Here is an 18519-nt window from a genome sequence, read left to right as displayed (position 1 = left end):
GCGATTGCCGGTCACAGCCTGTCGCCCATGAACTATCGCCACGCCTTCCACGCGGGAAACCCGGCCGACGTCGTCAAGCACGCGGTGCTCGCCTCCATCCTCGCGCACATGATGCAGAAGGAACCGCCGATCCGGGTCCTCGACACCCACGCGGGCATCGGGCGCTACGACCTCACCTCGGATGCCGCCGAGCGGACCGGCGAATGGGTGGAGGGCATCGGACGGCTGTGGGGCAAGGACCTTCCCGGCCCTCTGGCGGAATTCCTCGATCCCTATCTCGACGTGGTCGCGCGGCTCAATCCGGACGGGCGTCTGACGCGCTATCCCGGCAGCCCTGAGATCGCTCGGCTGATGACCCGGCCGACGGACGGGCTGACCTTCTGCGAGCTGCATCCGGAGGATTCGCGCACGCTGGCGGCGCTCTATGCGCGGGACAAGCGGGCGAAGGTCATCGAGATCGACGGCTGGCTGGCGCCCAAAGCCTTCCTGCCGCCCAAGGAGACGCGCGGGCTCATCCTCATCGATCCGCCCTTCGAGCGGCGCGGCGACTACGACCGCCTGGCGGAGGCCCTGGCGCAGGGCGTGCGCCGCTTCGCCACCGGGGTCTTCGTGCTCTGGTATCCGGTGAAGGACCCGGTGGAGGTGAAGCGCTTCCACCGGATGATCGCCGATCTCGCGATTCCGAAATGCCTCACCATCGAGGCGACCTGGCGCGTCGTCGACGGCCAGCGACTGTCGGGCGCCGGTCTCGTCACCGTCAATGCGCCCTACACGCTCGCGCCGACAATCCGCGCGGCCGGTCAGTTGCTGTGGAACGCCCTGAACGTTCCCGCGGGCCGGCTTCTTCTGTCCGGCGACGCGTCCTGATTCCAGCCTTACGGGTCGGTGCGCAGGTTCATCTGCTTCGCGGTGTCGACGACGAAGAGCGCGAGAGCCGCGCCGACGCCGAGACCGATGAGGATGATGGCCAAGTCTGCAATGCCGATGTCGATCATCATGACATACCCCTGAAGGCTCGGGTGACGGTCGTCATCCGCTGCACCGGCCGTCGGGAGGCCTGCGGCTGACGATCGAGGGGTATGGTTCCGTGATTTGTGCGTCGCAGCAATACTGTCGCGGCTATGCTGCAATGCAATAACAAGATGACTCTGCGGAACTCCCTAGCGCCTGCCGTCGCCCCCGGCGGCCAATGCCCGGAGCGCCGACTTGAAGTTTGGATGCAAGAGCTTAACGAAGAGTTCACCCTTCAGCTTCATGTTGCTGACCCTTTTGCACTCGCCGTAGAAGCTCCGCCCCATCGGCGAAAGGCCGCTCTCCTCGAAGGGGATCTCCGGCGGCGCCGGCACCCCCATCAACTCCGCCGCATAGGTGATGACGTCCTGGGGCGGTGAGGGCTCGTCGTCGGTGACGTTGACGATGCCGTCATGGCCGCGGGCGAAGCTCGCCAGCACCGCCTGGGCGATGTCATCGACATGGATGCGGTTGAACACCTGGCCCGGCTTGATGATTCGCCGCGCGGTGCCGCGGGCGAGGTTCACCAGTGCGTTCTGCCCCGGCCCGTAGATGCCGGAGAGCCGCAGGACGGCGACGGGCACTCCGTGCGCGGCGCCATAGGCTTGCCAGCCGCGCTCCGCCTCCAGCCGCTCGAAGCTGCGTGGGCTCGCCGGCCGCGGCTCGGTGGTCTCGTCGACCCAGCCGCCGGCATGGTCGCCATAGACGCCGACGGTGGAGAGATAGACGACGGCTTTCGGCGGATGGGCGGCGAGAGCCGGAGCGCAGGCTTTCAGGACCGGGTCGCCGGAGGTGTCGGGCGGGGCGGAGACGAGGATGTGGTCGGCGGTCGCGACCGCCCCTGCGAGCTGCTCCGACATGGCCGTGCCGTCGAAGGGCAGGACGGTGACGGCGCGACCCTCGACGGGCGCCGACGACAGCTCCGCCGCCCGGTCCGGTGAGCGGACCGTAGCGGTGATCCGGGTGATGCCGGGCGGGGCGGCGCGCACCACCGCACGGGAGGAATAGCCGAGGCCGAAAATGAGGAGATGCGTCATGGATGTGCTTGGCTGTTGGTGTCCGGGCGAAGCTTACGGACTCTGCCGCCATTCGGCGAGGACGTCTGGATCGCTCTCGCCGGCCGGCGGCCGGGCGGGCACCCTCGCCGGATCGAGCCGCCTCAGGGCCCAGATGGCGGCCCCGCGAACGACGGCTGCGGGGTCAGCCAGGCGATCGGCGGCGACGGGCGCGAGGGCGGGATCGCCGCTGTTGCCGATGGCGATCAGCACGTTGCGCACGAAGCGGTCGCGGCCGATGCGCTTCACCGGGCTCTTCGTGAACAGCGCGCGGAAGGCGGCGTCGTCGAGTTGCGCCAGTTCGGCGAGGGACGGGCGCTTCAGGTGCTCACGCGCCGCGAGCTTCATGTTGCGGCCGGTCTCGGCGAACTTGTTCCAGGGGCAGACGGCGAGGCAGTCGTCGCAGCCGTAGATGCGGTTGCCCATGGCCGCGCGGAATTCCCTGGGGATCGGCCCCTGGTGCTCGATGGTGAGGTAGCTGATGCAGCGCCGGGCATCGAGAGCGTAGGGACGCGGGAAGGCGTCGGTCGGGCAGGCCGACAGGCAGGCCGTGCAGGAGCCGCAATGGTCGCGCTCCGGGGTGTCGGGCGGGATGTCCAGCGTCGTCATGACGGCGCCGAGGAAGAGCCAGGAGCCGAAGTCGCGGGAGACGAGGTTGGTGTGCTTGCCCTGCCAGCCGAGGCCGGCGGCGGCGGCGAGCGGCTTTTCCATCAGCGGTGCGGTGTCGACGAAGACCTTGAGCTCGCAGCCCGTCTCCTCCACCAGCCAGCGTGCCAGAGCCTTCAGCCGCGCCTTGATGACCTCGTGATAGTCGTTGCCGCGGGCATAGACCGAGACGAGGCCGCGGTCGCGATCCGTGAGGCCGTCGAGTGGGTTCTCGTCCGGCCCGTAATTGACGCCCAGCATGACCAGCGAGCGCCCTTCCGGCCACATGGCGTTGGGATGGGAGCGCCGCTCCAGCGTCTCGGCCATCCAGGCCATGGAACCGTGACGGCCGGCCTCCACGGCCTCTGCGAGGCGCGGGCCGGCTTCGGCAATGGCGTCAGGCCGGGTGAAGCCGACGGCGTCGAAGCCTTCCGCCCTGGCCTGCGCCGTGATGGCGGCCCGGAGCGCGGCGGGGTCGCTCAGAAGTCGAGATCGGCGTAGCTCGCGCTCGGCTGCATGCCGACCACGCGGTCGTTCAGCAGGGTGCGGAAGGACGGCCGGGATTTCACCCGGGCGTACCAGTCCCTCGCCGCCGCGTCGTCGTTCCACGGAACCTCGCCCAGATAGTCCACCACCGACAGATGCGCGGCGGCCGCCAGATCGGCGTAACTCATGGAGGGGCCGGCGAGCCAGTCGTTGCGCGCCGCCAGCCAGCCCACATAGGCCAGATGATAGCGGATATTGGCCCGCGCGGCGCGCAGCGCCGTCGTGTTCGGCGCGCCGCCGCCGTACTCGGCCGGGATGAAGCGCTTGTCGATCTTCTCCTCGACCAGCGGCCCCGAGACCTCCTCGAAGAACTTGCCGTGGAACCAGCGCATCAGCCGCCGCACCTCGATGCGGTGGCCGATGGCCTCGGGCATGAGGCGGCGTCCGGGAGGAAGGCTGTCGGTATCGTCCAGCCAGCCCGCCACGCCGTCGGGACCGGGAACGGCGACGCCGTCGACGAGTTCCAGCACCGGCGTCGTACCCTCGGGATTGATCCTGAGGAAATCGGTGCGCCGCTCCCACGGCCTCTCCTCGACCAGCTCCGCCTCCAGCCCCCGTTCGGCGAGCACGAGGCGCACGAAGCGGGAATGCGGGCAGAAGTACCGATGGTGGAGGATCAGTCCCATGCGCTCCAGACCTGAAGGACCCAGGATGGCGGGCCCCGATATGGGTGTTCGATGACAATGCGGGAGGCGGGTGCATAGCGCCCCGGCGGCGGCGAAACAACCTTCGGATACACTGATCGGTCTTCACGATCCGTCATGGTTGACGGGGTGTGAACGCGGACGGGGCCTCGCCGTCTCAGCATTTTCACGGAGGCGCATGCTTAACCGGACATGAAGACAGTGGGGCCTAAGAGAGTGGCGAGGCCGGTGTTGCGGCCGCTTCGAGGCGACCGGGGTCACCATGGACATCGTCAATCTGGCCAAGGCGCTGGTCCTCGGCGTGGTGGAGGGGGCGACAGAGTTCATTCCGGTCTCCTCGACCGGCCATCTCATCCTCATCGGCCATTTCCTCGGCTTCCAGTCGACGGGCAAGACCTTCGAGGTGCTGATCCAGCTCGGCGCCATCCTCGCCATCCTGCTGGTCTATTTCTCGCGACTGCTCGGCGTCGTCCTGTGCCTGCCCACCGATGCCTGGGCGCGGCGTTTCGTCATTTCCGTCATCGTCGCCTTCCTGCCGGCGGCGGCCCTCGGCGCCGTGCTGCACAGCCGCATCAAGGCGATGTTCGAGCGACCGGACCTCGTCTGCGTCGCCCTCATCCTCGGCGGCATCGTGCTGCTCGTCGTCGACCGGCTGAAGCTCGAGGCGCGCGAGGACAACGCTTTCCGCTTCTCGCCCTGGCTCGCGTTCAAGATCGGCCTGTGCCAGTGCGCCGCCCTGTTTCCCGGCGTCTCGCGCTCGGGCGCGACCATCGTCGGCGCGCTGCTGATGGGCACGACCAAACGGGCCGCGGCCGAGTTCTCCTTCTTCCTCGCCATGCCGACCATGGCGGGGGCCTTCGCCTACGACCTCTACAAGAATCACAAGCTGCTGGACTTCTCCGACGTCACGACGATCGGCGTCGGCTTCGTCGCCGCCTTCGTCTCCGGTCTCTTCGTGGTGCGCTTCCTGCTCGACTACGTCAGCCGCCACGGCTTCACGCTCTTCGCGGTGTGGCGGATCGTCGTCGGCTCGGCGGGCCTCGTCGGGCTCTACCTGATGCGCTGAGGGCGGTCAGCCGACCGGCGCGGTGAACTGGCCCTGGCGGCGGAACCGCCAGAGATAGGTCGGCACCACGGCCTCCACCGATTGGGCATGGATGCCGAGCCCGTCCAGGGTCCGCCCTTCGACCTTGGCCGCCTCGCCGACGACGTTGTCGCTCTCGAGCAGCGTCACCTGGTCCTCGGTCAGGAGCGGCTTCGGCAGGAGCTGCAGGATCTTGGCCTGCAGGCGGGCGAGGCCGAAGGAGAGCGGCACGAGCAGGCGCTTGCGCTGGGTCGTCGCCAGCACGAAGTCCATCAGTTCGCGGAAGCTCTTCACGGCGGGACCGCCGAGCTCGTAGACCGCGCCGGGCTTCGCCTGGCCGTCGACGGCGGCCATCACGGCCTGGGCCACGTCGCCGACGAAGACGGGCTGGAATTTCGTCTCGCCGCCGCCGACGAGGGGCAGGACCGGCGACATCTGCGCCATGCCGGCGAAACGGTTGAAGAAGTCGTCCTCCGGGCCGAAGACGACGGAGGGCCGAAGGATCACCGCGTCCGGCACTTCCTTCAGCACGGCGGCCTCGCCGGCGGCCTTGGTGCGGGCGTAGAGCGACTTGCTCTCCGCATCGGCGCCGATGGCCGAGAGGTGAATGAGTCGGGCGCCTGCCTCGGCGGCCGCCCGGGCCACCATCGCGGCGCCGCGCGCCTGGACGGAATCGAACTTCTGCCGGCCGGTCTCGTAGAGAATGCCGACGCAGTTGATGACAATCTCGGAGCCGGCCACCGCCTGGCGCACCGAATCCGGATAGCGCAGGTTCGCCTGGACCGCGTGGATCTGGCCGACCATGCCGAGCGGCTGGAGGTGTCCGGCGAGATCCGGCCGGCGCACGGCGACGCGGATGCGGAAGCCGCGCCGGGCGAGGGCGCGGACGATGTGCCGCCCGACGAATCCCGAGCCGCCGAAGACGGTGACGAGCCGGTCGTAGGTCTGCATCGCGATAGCCTCTCGCAGTCACGGGGAACGCGCCGTGATTAGTGCATTTCAAAGGTGAGGTACAGGGGCCGCGCGGCGGGTGAGATGCGCGACCGGATCACGTCCACCAGGCGATGATCCCGGCCGCTGCGGCCCAGACCAGGGCATAGCGCAGGGTGCGGGCGAGACCGGTGATCAGTGCGGTGGGGAAGGCGGGATAGCGGGCCATGCCGGCGACGAGGGTGACGGGGTCGCCGATCACCGGCATCCAGCACAGGAGCAGGGCCGCCCAGCCCCAGCGGGTGAACAGCCGTGTGGCGCGGGCTAAGCTCGCCGGCGGCAGGCGGAAGCGCCGCATCCAGGCATGGCCGCGCTCGGTGTCGGCGCCGTGGGCGATCTGCGAGCCGATCCACCAGCTCGTCATGCCGCCGGCCGTGTTGGCGATGGCGGCGACGAGGAACAACGCCAGCGGGTCTGCCGTGCCCGCCGCCAGCAGGGCGACGAAGACCGCCTCTGACCCACCGGGCAGGAGGGTTGCGGCGGAAAAGGCGGCGAGCGCCATGGTGGTCAGCGTGGCGAGGTCGGCGACCACGGGGTGCTCCGGGTTAACCCTCGCCTCATGCCATGGAAGGGCGTGCTTGCACAGAGGCGCCGAGGGCCGTTTAATACGGCTCCGAAACGAGTTCCCCCGCGTCTTCCGGTTGCGTTCCCATGGCCGTCGCGTTGCGCCCGTCCCAGGCGATGAAGCTGATGCACGACGTGTCGCTGGCCCTGGTGCGCGACGGCGAGCCCGACCTGTCGTCGCGCCAGCTCGCCATCCTGCTGACCATCTATCTCGAGCCGCCTCCGCACCACGTGCGGGACCTTGCGAGAAAGCTCGGCGTCACCAAGCCGGTCATCACCCGCGCGCTGGACAGCATGGGCAAGCTCGAGCTCGTCTCGCGCCGCCGTGACGAGAACGACCGGCGAGACGTGGTCATCCAGCGAACTGTGAAGGGGGCGCTCGCGGTCGAGAGGCTGGGCGACCTCGTCGCCCAGCATGCCGGGCTGCTGCCCCCCTGAGCCGTTAACCGTCGCCGTGCTAGAACCGACGCCATGACATTCTCGCTGCCGCCCGTCTTCGACCGCCGCCTGACCCCCGCCCGTGCCGACCTGGCCGCCGCCCATCTGAAGGGACAGGTGGAGAGCGCCCGCTTCGTCGAGGGGCGCCCCATGCGCACCGACCTGCCGCTGGTGCCGCTCGCCCCCTCGCGGCTGATGAACGCGGCACGCGACAGCGAATTGCTGCTCGGCGAGGAGGTGACGGTCTATGACGAGGATGGCGGGTTCGCCTATGTCCAGTCAGACCGCGACGGCTATGTCGGCTATGCCATAGCCGGTGCCTTCCGGCCGCGCCGCCGGCCCGCCACGCACCGGGTGGCGGTTGCCCGCACCCATCTCTATCCGGGCCCGAGCATCAAGCTGCCGCCGACCTTTCCGATCCACCGCAACAGCCTGCTGACCATCGAGCGTGAGACGGCCGAGTTCGCCGTCACCGACACCGGGGGCCACGTCATCGCCGCCCATCTGGCGCCGGTCGAGCAGGTGGAGACTGACTTCGTCGCCGTGGCGGAGACCTATCTTGGAACGCCCTATCTGTGGGCCGGGCGCACCACGTTCGGCATCGACTGCTCCGGCCTCGTCCAGAGCGCCTTGGAGGCCTGCGGCATCGCCGTGCCGCGCGACACCGACATGCAGGAGAAGGCCGTCGGAGCGGCGGTTCCGTTCGCGGGCGATCCGGCGACGCTCGCCCGCGGCGACCTCGTCTTCTGGAAAGGCCATGTGGGCATCGTGTCGGGCCCGGACGAGCTCCTGCACGCCAACGGCCACCACATGATGGTGGTGAAGGAACCGCTGAGCGGCGCCATCGCCCGCATTCGCGACAAGTCCTACGGCGAGGTCACCGGCGTCCGGCGGCTGCAGGCTGTGGCCTAGGCGGCGGCGACGCCGGCACTGCAACCGCCGCGCGCGGGCTCAGGAGCGGGCGCGTGTCTCGGAGGGCAGTTCTCCGTACACCTCCTTGTAGCTCTTCGCGAAAAAGCCGAGGCTGTTGAAGCCGCACATCAAACCGATCTGCATGATCGGCAGGTCGGGACGCTGGATGATGGCGTTCCGGGCCTTCTCCAGGCGGACCTTGCGGATGTACTTTTGCGGCGTCATGCCGTGCTCGCGCATGAAGGACCGCCATACCGTCCGGCTGCTCTGCTCGGCGACACCGGCCAGAGCATCGAGCGTGATCGCTTGCCCATAATGACTGTCGATGTACTCGCCGATGCGGGGCCATGCGACCGCCGAGCAGCAGCGGCGCCTCGCCGAACTCGCCCTCGCCAGCCGCAAATTCCTCGTGCCGGCCCGCCAGGCGACCACGGTGATGACGGATATCCTGACGCGGCGCAGTGCGGCCTTCGCCCACGGCATCTCCGAAGTGGCGCTGTCGAAGGAGACCCTGCTCTGCATCGTCATGGGCTGTGCGATCATCGCGGGCCTCGGTACGGGCCTGCTCATCGGCCAGGTGGGAATCGCGCGGCCGATCCGGGCCGTCAACGAAACCCTGCAGGCTCTCGCCGGCGGCAGGTTCGACGTCGAGATCGCCGGCACGAAGCGCAGGGACGAGGTGGGCGACATCGCCAGGTCCGCCGAGGTTTTCCGGGCCAAGGGCCTGGAGGCCGCGAAGTTGAGGGCTGAACAGGATGAGGCTCAGGCCAGGGAGGAGCAGCGGCGCCGGGAGATCATGCTGCAGCTCGCCGACCGGTTCGAAGCCTCCGTCGGCGGGATCGTCGAGATGGTTTCGGCCGCCGCGACCGAGATGCAGGCGACCGCCACCCAGCTCTCGACCTCGGCCCAGGAAGCCTCGGTGAAGTCGACCTCCGTGGCGAGCGCCGCCGAGGAGGCCGGCACCAGCGTCACCGCCGTGGCGGGCTCGGCGGAGGAACTCGGCGCCTCGGTGCACGAAATCGCCCGTCAGGTCGAGCATTCCGCGACGCTGGCCCGCGGCGCCGTGAAGGAGGCCGACGCGACCGGGGGAATCGTCGCCGACCTGTCGCAGGGGGCGGCGCGGATCGGTGCCATCGTCGATCTGATCTCCACCATCGCCGGCCAGACGAACCTTCTCGCGCTGAACGCCACCATCGAGGCGGCGCGGGCCGGCGAGGCCGGCAGGGGCTTCGCTGTCGTCGCCCAGGAGGTGAAGGGGCTCGCAGAGCAGACCGCCAAGGCCACCAGCGAGATCGGCATGCAGGTCGTCGCCATCCAGGACACGACGAAGAAGGCGGTGGAAGCGATCGCGGGCATTACCGGAAGCATCCGCTCCATCGACCAGGCTTCCTCCTCCATCGCCGCGGCGGTCGAACAGCAGAACGCTGCGACGCGCGACATCGTCGGCTCGGTGAGTCAGGCCTCCACCGGCACCAACGAGGTCTCGTCCGCCATCACCTCGGTGGCGCAGGCAGCGGCCGAGACCGGCCAGGGGGCCGGTCAGGTTCTCGCGGCTTCTGCCGATCTCGCCCAGCAGGCGCAGCGGCTGTCGGCGGAGATGAAGCAGTTCCTGGCGACCGTCCGCGCAGCCTGACGGTCCGTTCCGTGCAACCAGCGCCGCATGGTCGGCGCGCCCCTTTTCTTCTCACGCCATCCCGGGTGAAACGATCATGACCGCGCAAACTCTTCGTCTGGTCACCGACGAGTTCCGAAACGATCCCGAAATCGGGGATTTCATGGGGGATCTCGCCTCGCTGCTCCTCATCATCCAGAGACTGCAGCGCGCCATCAGCCTCATCGAGATGCCGCAGCAGGCGGAGGTGCTGGCCCAGTTCTCGCAGGTGGCCCAGTCCTGCGCCAACGTCGCGCTCTGCTACCTGGGGGCGATGCGCGAACTCGCCGGCGAGCCGCAGTCACCCGTCGGCCGGGGCCCCGTCGCACCGCGGTGAGGCGTCCCTCGCGTCCGCGTCAGCCGCACACCGGCTTGTCGCAGTCGCGCACGGCGGCGACGATGCGCTCCATGACGGCGCGCCCGGGCCAGCCAATGACGGCGGTGCCGGCGACCAGCCACGAAGGCGTCGCGGCGAGGTTGCTTGCGTTGGCGAGGCGGACCGCCCGCGCCACGACCCGGCCGGTTTCCGTCCGGTCGGCCATCTCCTCCACCTTCGCCCGGTCGAGGCCCATATCCGCCGCGAGTTCCAGGGCGCGGCGGCCGTCGAGCACGCCGCGGGTCCGCATCGAGGCCTCGTGATAGGCGCGGGCCTTGTCCGTCCCGCCGAGAAGCTTCACGGCATATTCCACCCGCGCCGCCAGAACGGAGGGCAGGCCGAGGCTCGGCGCATTGATGACCGTGACGGCGAGCTCTCGGTCGCGGGCGATCATCTGCTTCATCTCGCCCACGGCCGTGCGGCAGTAGGGGCAGTTGGAATCGTAGACCTCGATCAGCGTCAGATCGGCCTGGCGCGCGCCGAAGGTGACGGCGTTCTCCAGGGCCATGATCTCGGTCTGTAGCTCGATGGGCACGCGGAAGTTCTGGATGGGGCGGCCGGCCTCGTCCTTGAGGGAATACCAGCCCTCCTGGGCGCCGAGCGGCCGCGGGCGGGCCATTCCCGCGAGCGCGAAGAGGCTGCCGACGGCGGCGTTGCGGCGGGTGAGGGCCATGCGTTCACTCCCGATGCGAAACGGCCGCACCATCGTGGCGCGGCCGTCGCGTGGACAATCAAGCCTGCGTGAGGGCAGGCTCGCGTGATGCATAATCGTCAGGCGGCCTTCACCGTCTCGATGAAGCGCGCCACCTCGCGCTGCAGGATCTCGCTCTCGCGGGAGAGGGACTGGGCCGAGCTGAGCACCTGGCTCGAGGCCGAACCGGTCTCGGCGGCGCCGCTATTGACGCTGGCGATGTTGCTGGCGACCTCGGCCGTGCCCTGGGCGGCTTCCTGAACGTTGCGGGATATCTCCTGCGTCGCCGCGCCCTGTTCCTCCACCGCGGCGGCGATGGCCGCGGCAATGCCGGCGAGATGATCGATGGTCGAGCCGATCTCCTTGATGGCCGACACCGAGTCCTGCGTCGCCGCCTGCATGGTGGCGATCTGGGCGCCGATCTCCTCGGTGGCCTTCGCCGTCTGGGTAGCGAGCTGCTTGACCTCGGAGGCGACGACCGCGAAGCCCTTGCCGGCCTCGCCAGCGCGGGCCGCCTCGATGGTGGCGTTGAGCGCGAGCAGGTTGGTCTGTTCGGCGATGGCGGTGATCAGCTTGACCACGTCGCCGATGCGGCCGGCGGCGAGGGAGAGTTCGGCGATGCGCTGGTCGGCCTTCTCGGCCTGCTTGACCGCCTCGCCGGACATGCGGCTCGATTCCTCCACCTGACGGCCGATCTCGCTGACCGAGCTCGCCATCTCCTCCGCGGCGCCGGCCACCGACTGGACGTTGGCCGAGGCCTCGTCGGAGGCGGAAGCGACCACGGTGGCGAGGCCCTGGGTGTTCTCGGCGGTCTTCGACAGGCTGGTGGCGGCCGCCTCCAGCTCGGCGGAGGCACGCGACACCGTCTGGACGATGCCGCCCACAGTGCTCTGGAAGGCGTCGGCGAGCTGGAGCATGGCGGCGCGGCGATCGGCGGCGCCGCGCGCCTCGATAGCGCCCTGCTCGGCCCTCAGCCGCTCGGCCTCGATCATGTTGTCCTTGAAGGTCTGCATGGCGCTGGCGAGGGCGCCGATCTCATCCTTGCGTGTGACGAAGCGGCTTTCCACGGTGGTGTCGCCGTCGGCGAGGCGCAGCATGGAGTCCTTGATCTCGGTCAGCGGGCCGATGACGCGGCGGGTCATGAGGACCAGCGCGGCGATGGCGAAGGCGAGGGCGAGGCCGAGGGCGCCGAGCTGCATGCCGAGGCTGCGGAAGGCGGCGGCGCGCGTCGCGTCCGAATGGGCGCGGGCCGTGTCCAGGGCCGCATCGGCGGCAGTCAGGATGGTGCCGAGCTTCGGCACCGCCATCAGCGACCACTGGTTGGCCGTGAAGGCGGGCTGCTGCTTGTTGATGAGGGCGGTCAGGGTGGCGAGACGCACCTTGGCGAATTCGGGGTCGAGAAAACCGCCGCGGGCCTGCTGGAGGGCGGTCGCAAAGCTCGGCGGCAGGGCGAGGCTTCCGGCGAGCTGCTCGACGGCGGCCCAGGCGGTCTCCATGCGCGTGGTCAGGACGGCGTAGCCGACCAGCGGGTTCTCGGGCAGCGGCAGGCCGGCGAGGGGGTTGGAGATGAACACCGAGGTGTCGCCGGCCGCCTGGCGGGCGATCCAGGCGTTCTGCTTGATCTCCATGAGCTGGTCGACGAAGGAATCGTCGAGCTTGATCAGCTTGGTCAACTCGCCGGAGAGGCGGTCCAGCAGGTTGATGGCGCCGTCGGTGAGGTTGAAATAGTCGTCGGCGATGCCGACGCGGCGCTGGCCCTTCGGCATGGCCATGGCGCGGGCGGTCTCGGCCTGCATCTCGTCGATGCGCTTGATCGTCTGGTCGAGCTGGGCGACCGCGGCGGCGGCGCCCGCGTATTCGATGGTGCGAAGGGTCGCGAGCGCCGACCGCAGCGCCGGCATCTCGGCCTCGCGATGGGGCGCGATGGTGCGCGGCACCGTCGGATGAACGTCGTCGAGGATCAGCGCGCGGCGGGAGTTCGACCTGTCGACCCGCAGGTTGTGCAGGGCGGTGAACATGTGGGTGGTGGTTTCGACCACGGCGGCGATGCGGGTGGACTTCTGGTAGCGGGTCCAGGACTCCCAGGCTCCGAGCGCCAGCTGCGCGATCAGCGCCACCGCGAAGACGGAGACGACGGCCCTGACGAGGCCGCTGAGGGTGAGACGATTGAACACGGGTGATCTCCGGAAGTCTTCGCAGGTGCGAGAACACCATCTCCGACCAGCGTAAAGGAAACCCTAAGCGCAGGCGGAAATTGGCCGAAAATCAGTGAAAAATCCGAGTCTTAATTGACCTTACGGAACCGTTGCTCAGTACCCGTGGGCGGGGTCGACGACGTTGACCAGCGGCTTGCCTTCCATATGGGCCGTGATCTGGGCGGCGACATAGGCGGCGATGGCCGGCGGCGAGGAGATCGCCGAATTGTGCGGCGTCACCGTGACGTGCGGATGCGACCAGAGGGGGCTGTCCTCGGGCAGCGGTTCGGTCTGGAACACGTCGAGGACCGCGGCGCCGAGCGTGCCGGTGTCGAGCGCCGCGAGGATGTCCGTCTCGTTCTGCAGGCCGCCGCGGCCGACATTGATCAGGACCGGCCCGCCGATGGCCTCCGCCTTTGGCAGTCGGGAAAAGAGCATTGCGTCGAGAATGCCCGCGGTATCGGCGGTCAGCGGCATCATGGCGACGAGGATGTCGGAGGCGGCGACGAGCGCGTCGAGGCCGTCGGCGCCGTGGTGCATGGCGACGCCCTCGACGGCCTTGGGGCGGCGGCTCCAGCCGGCGACCTGGAAGCCCATGGTCTTCAGCTTGGCGGCGGCGTCTTGGCCGAGCACGCCCATGCCGAGCAGGCCGACGCGGATGTCGCTCGCCTGCGGCTGGTCGCGCAGATCGATCCACTTGCGCTCGCGCTGGAAGCCGTCATAGACGCGCACCCGCCTGAGGGCCATGAGGCAGTGCATGACGACATATTCGGACATGCGGGTGGTGAGGTCAGGGTCGACGACTCGGACCACCGGCACGCCCTCGGGCAGGCGCTTGTCCTTGAACAGGTGGTCGACGCCGGCGCCGAGGGAGAAGATCGCGTCGAGCAGCGGCAGGTCGGCGAAGGTGCCCTCGGGCTGCTTCCAGGCCGCCGCATAACGGACGGCGCGGCGGTCGAAGATCTCGCCGGGCAGGACCACCTGCCAGCCGGGCAGCACCGCCTGGAAACGGGCGCGCCAGGGTTCGGGGTCCCAGGCGCCGATACCGAGAAGCAGGGTATTCACGTCGGCGGTCTCTCATGCGTTGTGGCGGCGAGGTCGAAGGCCGCCGCGAAAAGAGCCTTGGTGTAATCGTTCTCCGGCGCCTTGAACACCCGCTCCGCCGCACCGCTCTCCACCACCTTGCCGCCCTTCATGACGATGATGTCGTCGGCGAGGGCGGAGACGACCTTGAGGTCGTGGGAGATGAAGAGATAGGTCAGGTTCCGCTTGGCCTGGAGGTCGCGCAGCAGGTCGACGATCTGCGCCTGGACGATGCGGTCGAGGGCCGATGTCGGCTCGTCGAGCAGCACGAAGGTCGGCTCCAGTACCATGGCGCGGGCGATGGCGATGCGCTGGCGCTGGCCGCCGGAGAATTCGTGCGGATAGCGGTGGCGGCTCTCCGGATCGATGCCGACGTCGACCAGGGCCGCGACGACGCGCGCGTCGCGCTCCTCGGGGTCGAGCCCGGCATGGTGGATGGCGAGGCCCTCGGCGACGATCTCGGCCACCGACATGCGGGGCGACAGGGAGCCGTAGGGGTCCTGGAAGACCACCTGCATGAAGCGGCGGTTCGGCCGCATCGCCTTGAAGCCGAGACCCTGAATCGGTCGGCCCATGAAGACGATCGGTCCGTCGGAGGCGATGAGGCGGAGGAGTGCGAGGCCGAGCGTCGTCTTGCCCGAGCCCGATTCGCCGACGATGCCGAGGGTGTGCCCCTCGCGCACGGAGATCGAGATGCCGTCGACGGCCTTGATGTGGCCGACGGTGCGGCGGAGCAGGCCGCGCCGCACCGGGAACCAGACCTTGAGATCGTCGGCCTGCATGATGGTGCCGGCCTCCGCCCGGGTGGTGCGGGTGCGCCGCTGTGGCTCGGCCGCCATCAGCGCGGTCGTATAGGGATCCTGCGGCCGCTCGAAGATGTCGGCGACGGGGCCCTGCTCGACGATGCGGCCGCCCTTCATGACGCAGACCCGGTCGGCGATCCGCCGGACGATGCCGAGGTCGTGGGTGATGAAGAGGATCGCCATACCGAGTTCGCGTTGCAGGTCCTTCAGCAGGGCGAGGATCTGCGCCTGAACGGTGACGTCCAGCGCCGTGGTCGGTTCGTCGGCGATGAGCAGGTCCGGCTCGTTGGCGAGCGCCATGGCGATCATGACGCGCTGGCGCTGGCCGCCGGAGAGCTGGTGCGGATAGGCGTCGAGGCGCCCTGCCGGATCGGGGATGCCGACCTTGCCGAGGAGCTCGATGGTGCGGGCGCGGGCGTCGGCTGCCGTCATGCCCTTGTGGAGGATCAGCGTCTCGGCCACCTGCTGCCCGATGGTGTGCAGCGGATTGAGCGAGGTCATCGGCTCCTGAAAGATGATGGTGACGGCATTGCCGCGCACCCGCCGCATGGCGGCTTCGTCGGCGGCCAGAAGGTCCTCGCCTTTGAACAGGATGCGCCCGCTCGGGTGGGAGGCCGCGGGATAGGGCAGGAGCTTCATCACCGACAGGGCGGAGACGGATTTCCCCGAGCCGGATTCGCCGACGATGGCAACGGTTTCGCCGCGATGCACGTCGAAGGAGATGCGGTCGACGGCGAGCGAGACCTTGCCGCCCTGGCGAAAGGCGACGGACAGGTCCTGGACGGAGAGGAGGGGCGTGTCTGCGGTCATGGAGCTCATGTCAGGGGAGGGCCGCGAGAAAGCGATCGACGTCGAGCGGATCGTCGGGATTGACCAGCCTGACCGCCTTGGGGAGAGGAAGTTCGCGATCCGCCGAGACGAAGACGCTGCAAGCCGCTCGCATGCAGGCCGCGATGTGGATCGCATCCGGCAGTTTCAGGCGGGGGAACCGGGCGCGGGTGGCGGCCGCGGCCTCCAGGGTCGCAACGTCCATGGCGAGCATGGCTATCGGCCACCGCGGCGAAAGAATGTCGCGATAGGCGCCGGCAGTCTCGTCGTCGCCGCGGCGCAAGGGGTGCACCAGAACCTCGGCAACGGTGAGTTCGCTCGTGAGGCCCACCAGCCGCCCCTCCGCAATGCGATCGAACAGAGGCGTCAGGCGGTCGGTTCGCGGCCCCGTTCCCTCGACGATACCGATGAACGAATTGGCATCGAGATAGACGCGCTCCAGCCCCGGACCGGTCAAAGGGCGTCACCATCGCGAACGTGCCGGACATGGGCCACGATATCAGGCCAGTTGTCGAAACGCCGGTAGTCGAGATGGGCCAGTCTTGCCCGCAGCTCCGCGACCGAGGAGGGGCCGGATGCGGCCTCGCCCCCGTACTGCACGATCTCGACCGGGCGTGCAGGGTCGAGACCCGCCCGCAGATGCTCCGGCAGGTCGGCAACCGAGACGATCTTCCTGACGATCTCGTTCATTCCCGAAACCTATCACAGCCTCACGCGAAGGTCTTGCGGGGGTCGAAGGCGTCGCGCACCGCCTCGCCGACGAAGATGAGCAGCGAGAGCATGATCGCCAGCGTGCAGAAGCCGGTCAGCGCCAGCCAGGGCGCCTGGAGGTTGGACTTGCCCTGCTGCAGCAGTTCGCCGAGCGATGGCGATCCGACCGGCAGGCCGAAGCCGAGGAAATCGAGGGCGGTGAGCGTCATGACGCTGCCCGAGAGGACGAAGGGCATGAAGGTGATGGTCGCCACCATGGCGTTGGGCAGCAGGTGGCGGACCATGATGGTGGAGGAGGCGACGCCGAGCGCCCTCGCGGCGTTGACGTATTCGAAATTGCGGGCGCGCAGGAACTCGGCACGCACCACGGCCACCAGCGTTACCCAGGAGAAGAGCAGGAGGATGCCGAGGAGCACGAAGAAGCTCGGGGCCAGCACCGAGGATATGATGAGCAGCAGATAGAGCGAGGGGATGGCAGTCCAGATCTCGATGAAGCGTTGGAACAGGAGGTCGGTCCAGCCGCCGAAATAGCCCTGCACGGCGCCGGCGGCGATGCCGACCAGCGAGGAGACGATGGTAAGCGCGAGGCCGAAGAGCACCGAGATGCGGAAGCCATAGATGACGCGGGCCAGAACATCGCGGCCCTGGTCGTCGGTGCCGAGCCAGTTCCAGTTGCCCAGTTCGCAGTAGCTCGCGCCCTGCGGCCGTTCGCCCCGCGGCTTCGCCCGCGCCGCCGCGCAGTCGGGAAGCCTCCCGCGCTGGGCCCAGGTCGGCGCCGAGGGAAAGGGGGTCACCGGGTCCTTCACGGTGGAGGCGTAGTTGTGCCGGATCAGCGGCCAGAGCACGAAGGCCCGCTTCTCATCGAACTGGTCGAGCAGGAAGGGGTCCTTGTAGTCCGCCGGCGTCTCGAATTCGCCGCCGAGCTGCTTCTCCGAATAGTTCACCAGGGCAGGGAAGAAGGCCTGCCCTTCCATGCGGATGAAGAGCGGCCGGTCGTTGGCGATGAACTCGGCGAAGAGCGTCACCACGAAGAGCGCGAGGAACAGGCGCAGGCTCCACAGGCCCCGCTTGTTGGCGCGGAAATTGGCGAGGCGACGCTGGTTCAGCGGCGACAGGAACGGTCGCGGCGGGGCGGCGTCGGACCGGGCGAGGACGGCGGCATCCATGGCTCAGACCTCCCGCGCCTCGAAGTCGATGCGCGGATCGACCCAGGTGTACATGAGGTCCGAAATGAGGTTCACCACGAGGCCGACGAGCGAGAAGATGAAGAGCGTGGCGAAAACGACGGGATAGTCGCGGTTGAGCACGCTCTCGAAGCCGAGCAGGCCGAGCCCGTCGAGGGAGAAGATGGTCTCGATCAGCAGCGATCCGGTGAAGAAGGCGTGGACGAAGGCGCCGGGAAAGCCGGCGATGACGATGAGCATGGCGTTGCGGAAAACGTGGCCGTAGAGCACCTGGTGCTCGTCCAGCCCCTTGGCGCGCGCGGTCATCACATATTGCTTGCGGATCTCGTCGAGGAACGAGTTCTTGGTCAGCAGGGTCATGGTGGCGAAGGCGCCGAGCGCCATGGCGGTGAGCGGCAGGGCGAGGTGCCAGAGATAGTCGAGGACCTTCTGCCACGGCGTCAGTTCCGCCCAGTTGTCCGACCACAGGCCGCGCAAGGGGAACCAGTCGAGGAAGGAGCCACCGGCGAAGAGCACGATCAGCAGGATGGCGAAGAGGAAGCCGGGGATCGCATAGCCGATGATGATCACCGCCGAGGTCCAGACGTCGAAACGCGAGCCGTCCTTCATCGCCTTGCGGATGCCGAGCGGGATGGAGACGAGATAGGTCAGCAGCGTCAGCCACAGGCCGAGCGAGATGGAGACGGGCAGCTTCTCGCCGATGAGCTGCAGAACGGAGACGTCGCGGAAATAGCTCTTGCCGAAGTCGAAGCGGGCATAATTCCAGATCATCAGCAGGAAGCGCTCGTGGGCCGGCTTGTCGAAGCCGAACTGCTTCTCGAGCTGGGCGATGAACTGCGGGTCGAGCCCCTGTGCGCCGCGATAGGTGCTGTTGGCCGCCTCCGCCGCCGTTGCCTGGGCGGCGTCTGCCCCGCCCCCGGAGACGCGCTGCGTCGCCGAGACGTCGTTGCCGGTGAGCTGGGCGATGACGCGCTCCACCGGCCCGCCCGGCGCGAACTGCACCACGAGGAAGGAGATCAGCATGATCCCGAGAATGGTCGGGATCATGAGGAGGATGCGCCGGATGATGTAGGTCAGCATGGCTGCAGACTCGTGTCTGGCGAGTCCG

The 18519-nt window shown here is 68.6% G+C and carries 21 protein-coding genes; 6 read left to right on the top strand and 15 right to left on the bottom strand.

The features are described 5' to 3' along the window. Positions 1 to 27: 27 nt before the first annotated feature. On the top strand, positions 28 to 867 hold the full coding sequence (locus C6569_RS14905) for a 23S rRNA (adenine(2030)-N(6))-methyltransferase RlmJ (RefSeq protein WP_106749585.1): 840 nt from the start codon (positions 28 to 30) through the stop codon (positions 865 to 867). A gap of 8 nt (positions 868 to 875) precedes the next feature. Here C6569_RS14905 and C6569_RS22430 read toward each other — a convergent pair whose 3' ends face one another. From C6569_RS22430 to C6569_RS14890, 4 genes are all read right to left on the bottom strand, one after another. Continuing rightward, positions 876 to 998, bottom strand: a complete 123-nt coding sequence (locus C6569_RS22430; RefSeq protein WP_281260364.1) for a hypothetical protein — start codon at positions 996 to 998, stop codon at positions 876 to 878. A 162-nt stretch (positions 999 to 1160) separates the two neighbouring features. Then, entirely contained in the window at positions 1161 to 2048 is an 888-nt protein-coding gene (locus tag C6569_RS14900; protein ID WP_106749584.1) for an SDR family oxidoreductase, read from the bottom strand. A 33-nt stretch (positions 2049 to 2081) separates the two neighbouring features. Then, positions 2082 to 3194: a tRNA epoxyqueuosine(34) reductase QueG gene (gene queG, locus C6569_RS14895; protein WP_106751066.1), complete on the bottom strand. Its 1113-nt coding sequence runs from the start codon at positions 3192 to 3194 to the stop codon at positions 2082 to 2084. Next, the gene (locus C6569_RS14890; RefSeq protein ID WP_106749583.1) at positions 3191 to 3883 is read right to left on the bottom strand and encodes a glutathione S-transferase family protein; all 693 of its coding nucleotides are present in this window, start codon (positions 3881 to 3883) and stop codon (positions 3191 to 3193) included. Before C6569_RS14890 ends, queG begins: the two co-directional genes overlap by 4 nt. 280 nt (positions 3884 to 4163) lie before the next feature. On the opposite strand from C6569_RS14890, the gene C6569_RS14885 reads away from it, so the two are divergent. Further along, a complete protein-coding gene (locus C6569_RS14885) occupies positions 4164 to 4967 on the top strand; it encodes an undecaprenyl-diphosphate phosphatase (protein WP_106749582.1) in 804 nt (267 codons plus the stop codon). A gap of 6 nt (positions 4968 to 4973) precedes the next feature. Here the strand turns inward: C6569_RS14885 and C6569_RS14880 are convergent, their stop codons facing one another. Next, entirely contained in the window at positions 4974 to 5936 is a 963-nt protein-coding gene (locus C6569_RS14880) for a complex I NDUFA9 subunit family protein (protein ID WP_106749581.1), read from the bottom strand. A gap of 97 nt (positions 5937 to 6033) precedes the next feature. Next, positions 6034 to 6507: a YqaA family protein gene (locus C6569_RS14875; protein WP_215905757.1), complete on the bottom strand. Its 474-nt coding sequence runs from the start codon at positions 6505 to 6507 to the stop codon at positions 6034 to 6036. Between the two features lie 119 nt (positions 6508 to 6626). Between C6569_RS14875 and C6569_RS14870 the strand changes: the two genes are divergently transcribed. Both C6569_RS14870 and C6569_RS14865 read left to right on the top strand, forming a co-directional pair. After that, positions 6627 to 6977, top strand: a complete 351-nt coding sequence (locus C6569_RS14870) for a MarR family transcriptional regulator (RefSeq protein ID WP_106749580.1) — start codon at positions 6627 to 6629, stop codon at positions 6975 to 6977. A gap of 33 nt (positions 6978 to 7010) precedes the next feature. Further along, positions 7011 to 7889: a C40 family peptidase gene (locus tag C6569_RS14865; RefSeq protein WP_106749579.1), complete on the top strand. Its 879-nt coding sequence runs from the start codon at positions 7011 to 7013 to the stop codon at positions 7887 to 7889. Positions 7890 to 7928: 39 nt separating this feature from the next. On the opposite strand, the gene C6569_RS22505 is transcribed toward C6569_RS14865, so the two are convergent. After that, positions 7929 to 8129, bottom strand: coding sequence for a helix-turn-helix domain-containing protein (locus C6569_RS22505; RefSeq protein WP_245898114.1), 201 nt, complete (start codon positions 8127 to 8129; stop codon positions 7929 to 7931). 85 nt (positions 8130 to 8214) lie between these two features. Between C6569_RS22505 and C6569_RS14855 the strand changes: the two genes are divergently transcribed. Both C6569_RS14855 and C6569_RS14850 read left to right on the top strand, forming a co-directional pair. Then, positions 8215 to 9522: a methyl-accepting chemotaxis protein gene (locus tag C6569_RS14855; protein WP_106749578.1), complete on the top strand. Its 1308-nt coding sequence runs from the start codon at positions 8215 to 8217 to the stop codon at positions 9520 to 9522. A 76-nt stretch (positions 9523 to 9598) separates the two neighbouring features. Next, entirely contained in the window at positions 9599 to 9877 is a 279-nt protein-coding gene (locus C6569_RS14850) for a hypothetical protein (protein WP_106749577.1), read from the top strand. 19 nt (positions 9878 to 9896) lie between these two features. On the opposite strand, the gene C6569_RS14845 is transcribed toward C6569_RS14850, so the two are convergent. The 8 genes from C6569_RS14845 to C6569_RS14810 form a co-directional block, all read right to left on the bottom strand. Continuing rightward, positions 9897 to 10589 carry a DsbA family protein gene (locus C6569_RS14845; RefSeq protein WP_181313762.1) on the bottom strand — a complete coding sequence of 231 codons (693 nt, stop codon included), beginning with the start codon at positions 10587 to 10589 and terminating at the stop codon, positions 9897 to 9899. Positions 10590 to 10687: 98 nt separating this feature from the next. Further along, a complete protein-coding gene (locus tag C6569_RS14840; RefSeq protein WP_106749575.1) occupies positions 10688 to 12781 on the bottom strand; it encodes a methyl-accepting chemotaxis protein in 2094 nt (697 codons plus the stop codon). 135 nt (positions 12782 to 12916) lie between these two features. Continuing rightward, the gene (locus C6569_RS14835; protein ID WP_106749574.1) at positions 12917 to 13867 is read right to left on the bottom strand and encodes a 2-hydroxyacid dehydrogenase; all 951 of its coding nucleotides are present in this window, start codon (positions 13865 to 13867) and stop codon (positions 12917 to 12919) included. Continuing rightward, positions 13864 to 15507, bottom strand: a complete 1644-nt coding sequence (locus C6569_RS14830) for an ABC transporter ATP-binding protein (protein ID WP_425440677.1) — start codon at positions 15505 to 15507, stop codon at positions 13864 to 13866. The genes C6569_RS14835 and C6569_RS14830 overlap by 4 nt, the downstream gene beginning before the upstream one ends. Position 15508: 1 nt before the next feature. Continuing rightward, positions 15509 to 15973, bottom strand: coding sequence for a type II toxin-antitoxin system VapC family toxin (locus C6569_RS14825; RefSeq protein ID WP_106749572.1), 465 nt, complete (start codon positions 15971 to 15973; stop codon positions 15509 to 15511). Then, positions 15970 to 16206 (bottom strand): hypothetical protein, encoded by a 237-nt coding sequence (locus tag C6569_RS14820; protein WP_106749571.1) that lies wholly within the window; start codon positions 16204 to 16206, stop codon positions 15970 to 15972. Before C6569_RS14820 ends, C6569_RS14825 begins: the two co-directional genes overlap by 4 nt. 20 nt (positions 16207 to 16226) lie before the next feature. Further along, positions 16227 to 17393 (bottom strand): ABC transporter permease, encoded by a 1167-nt coding sequence (locus C6569_RS14815; RefSeq protein WP_106749570.1) that lies wholly within the window; start codon positions 17391 to 17393, stop codon positions 16227 to 16229. 3 nt (positions 17394 to 17396) lie between these two features. After that, the gene (locus C6569_RS14810; protein WP_106749569.1) at positions 17397 to 18491 is read right to left on the bottom strand and encodes a microcin C ABC transporter permease YejB; all 1095 of its coding nucleotides are present in this window, start codon (positions 18489 to 18491) and stop codon (positions 17397 to 17399) included. Positions 18492 to 18519: the final 28 nt, after the last annotated feature.

The organism is Phreatobacter cathodiphilus, assembly GCF_003008515.1.
Classification (GTDB): Bacteria; Pseudomonadota; Alphaproteobacteria; order Rhizobiales; family Phreatobacteraceae; genus Phreatobacter; species Phreatobacter cathodiphilus.
The sequence above is the reverse complement of the archived record's forward strand: the minus strand, read 5'-3'. Positions and strand labels throughout refer to the sequence as shown.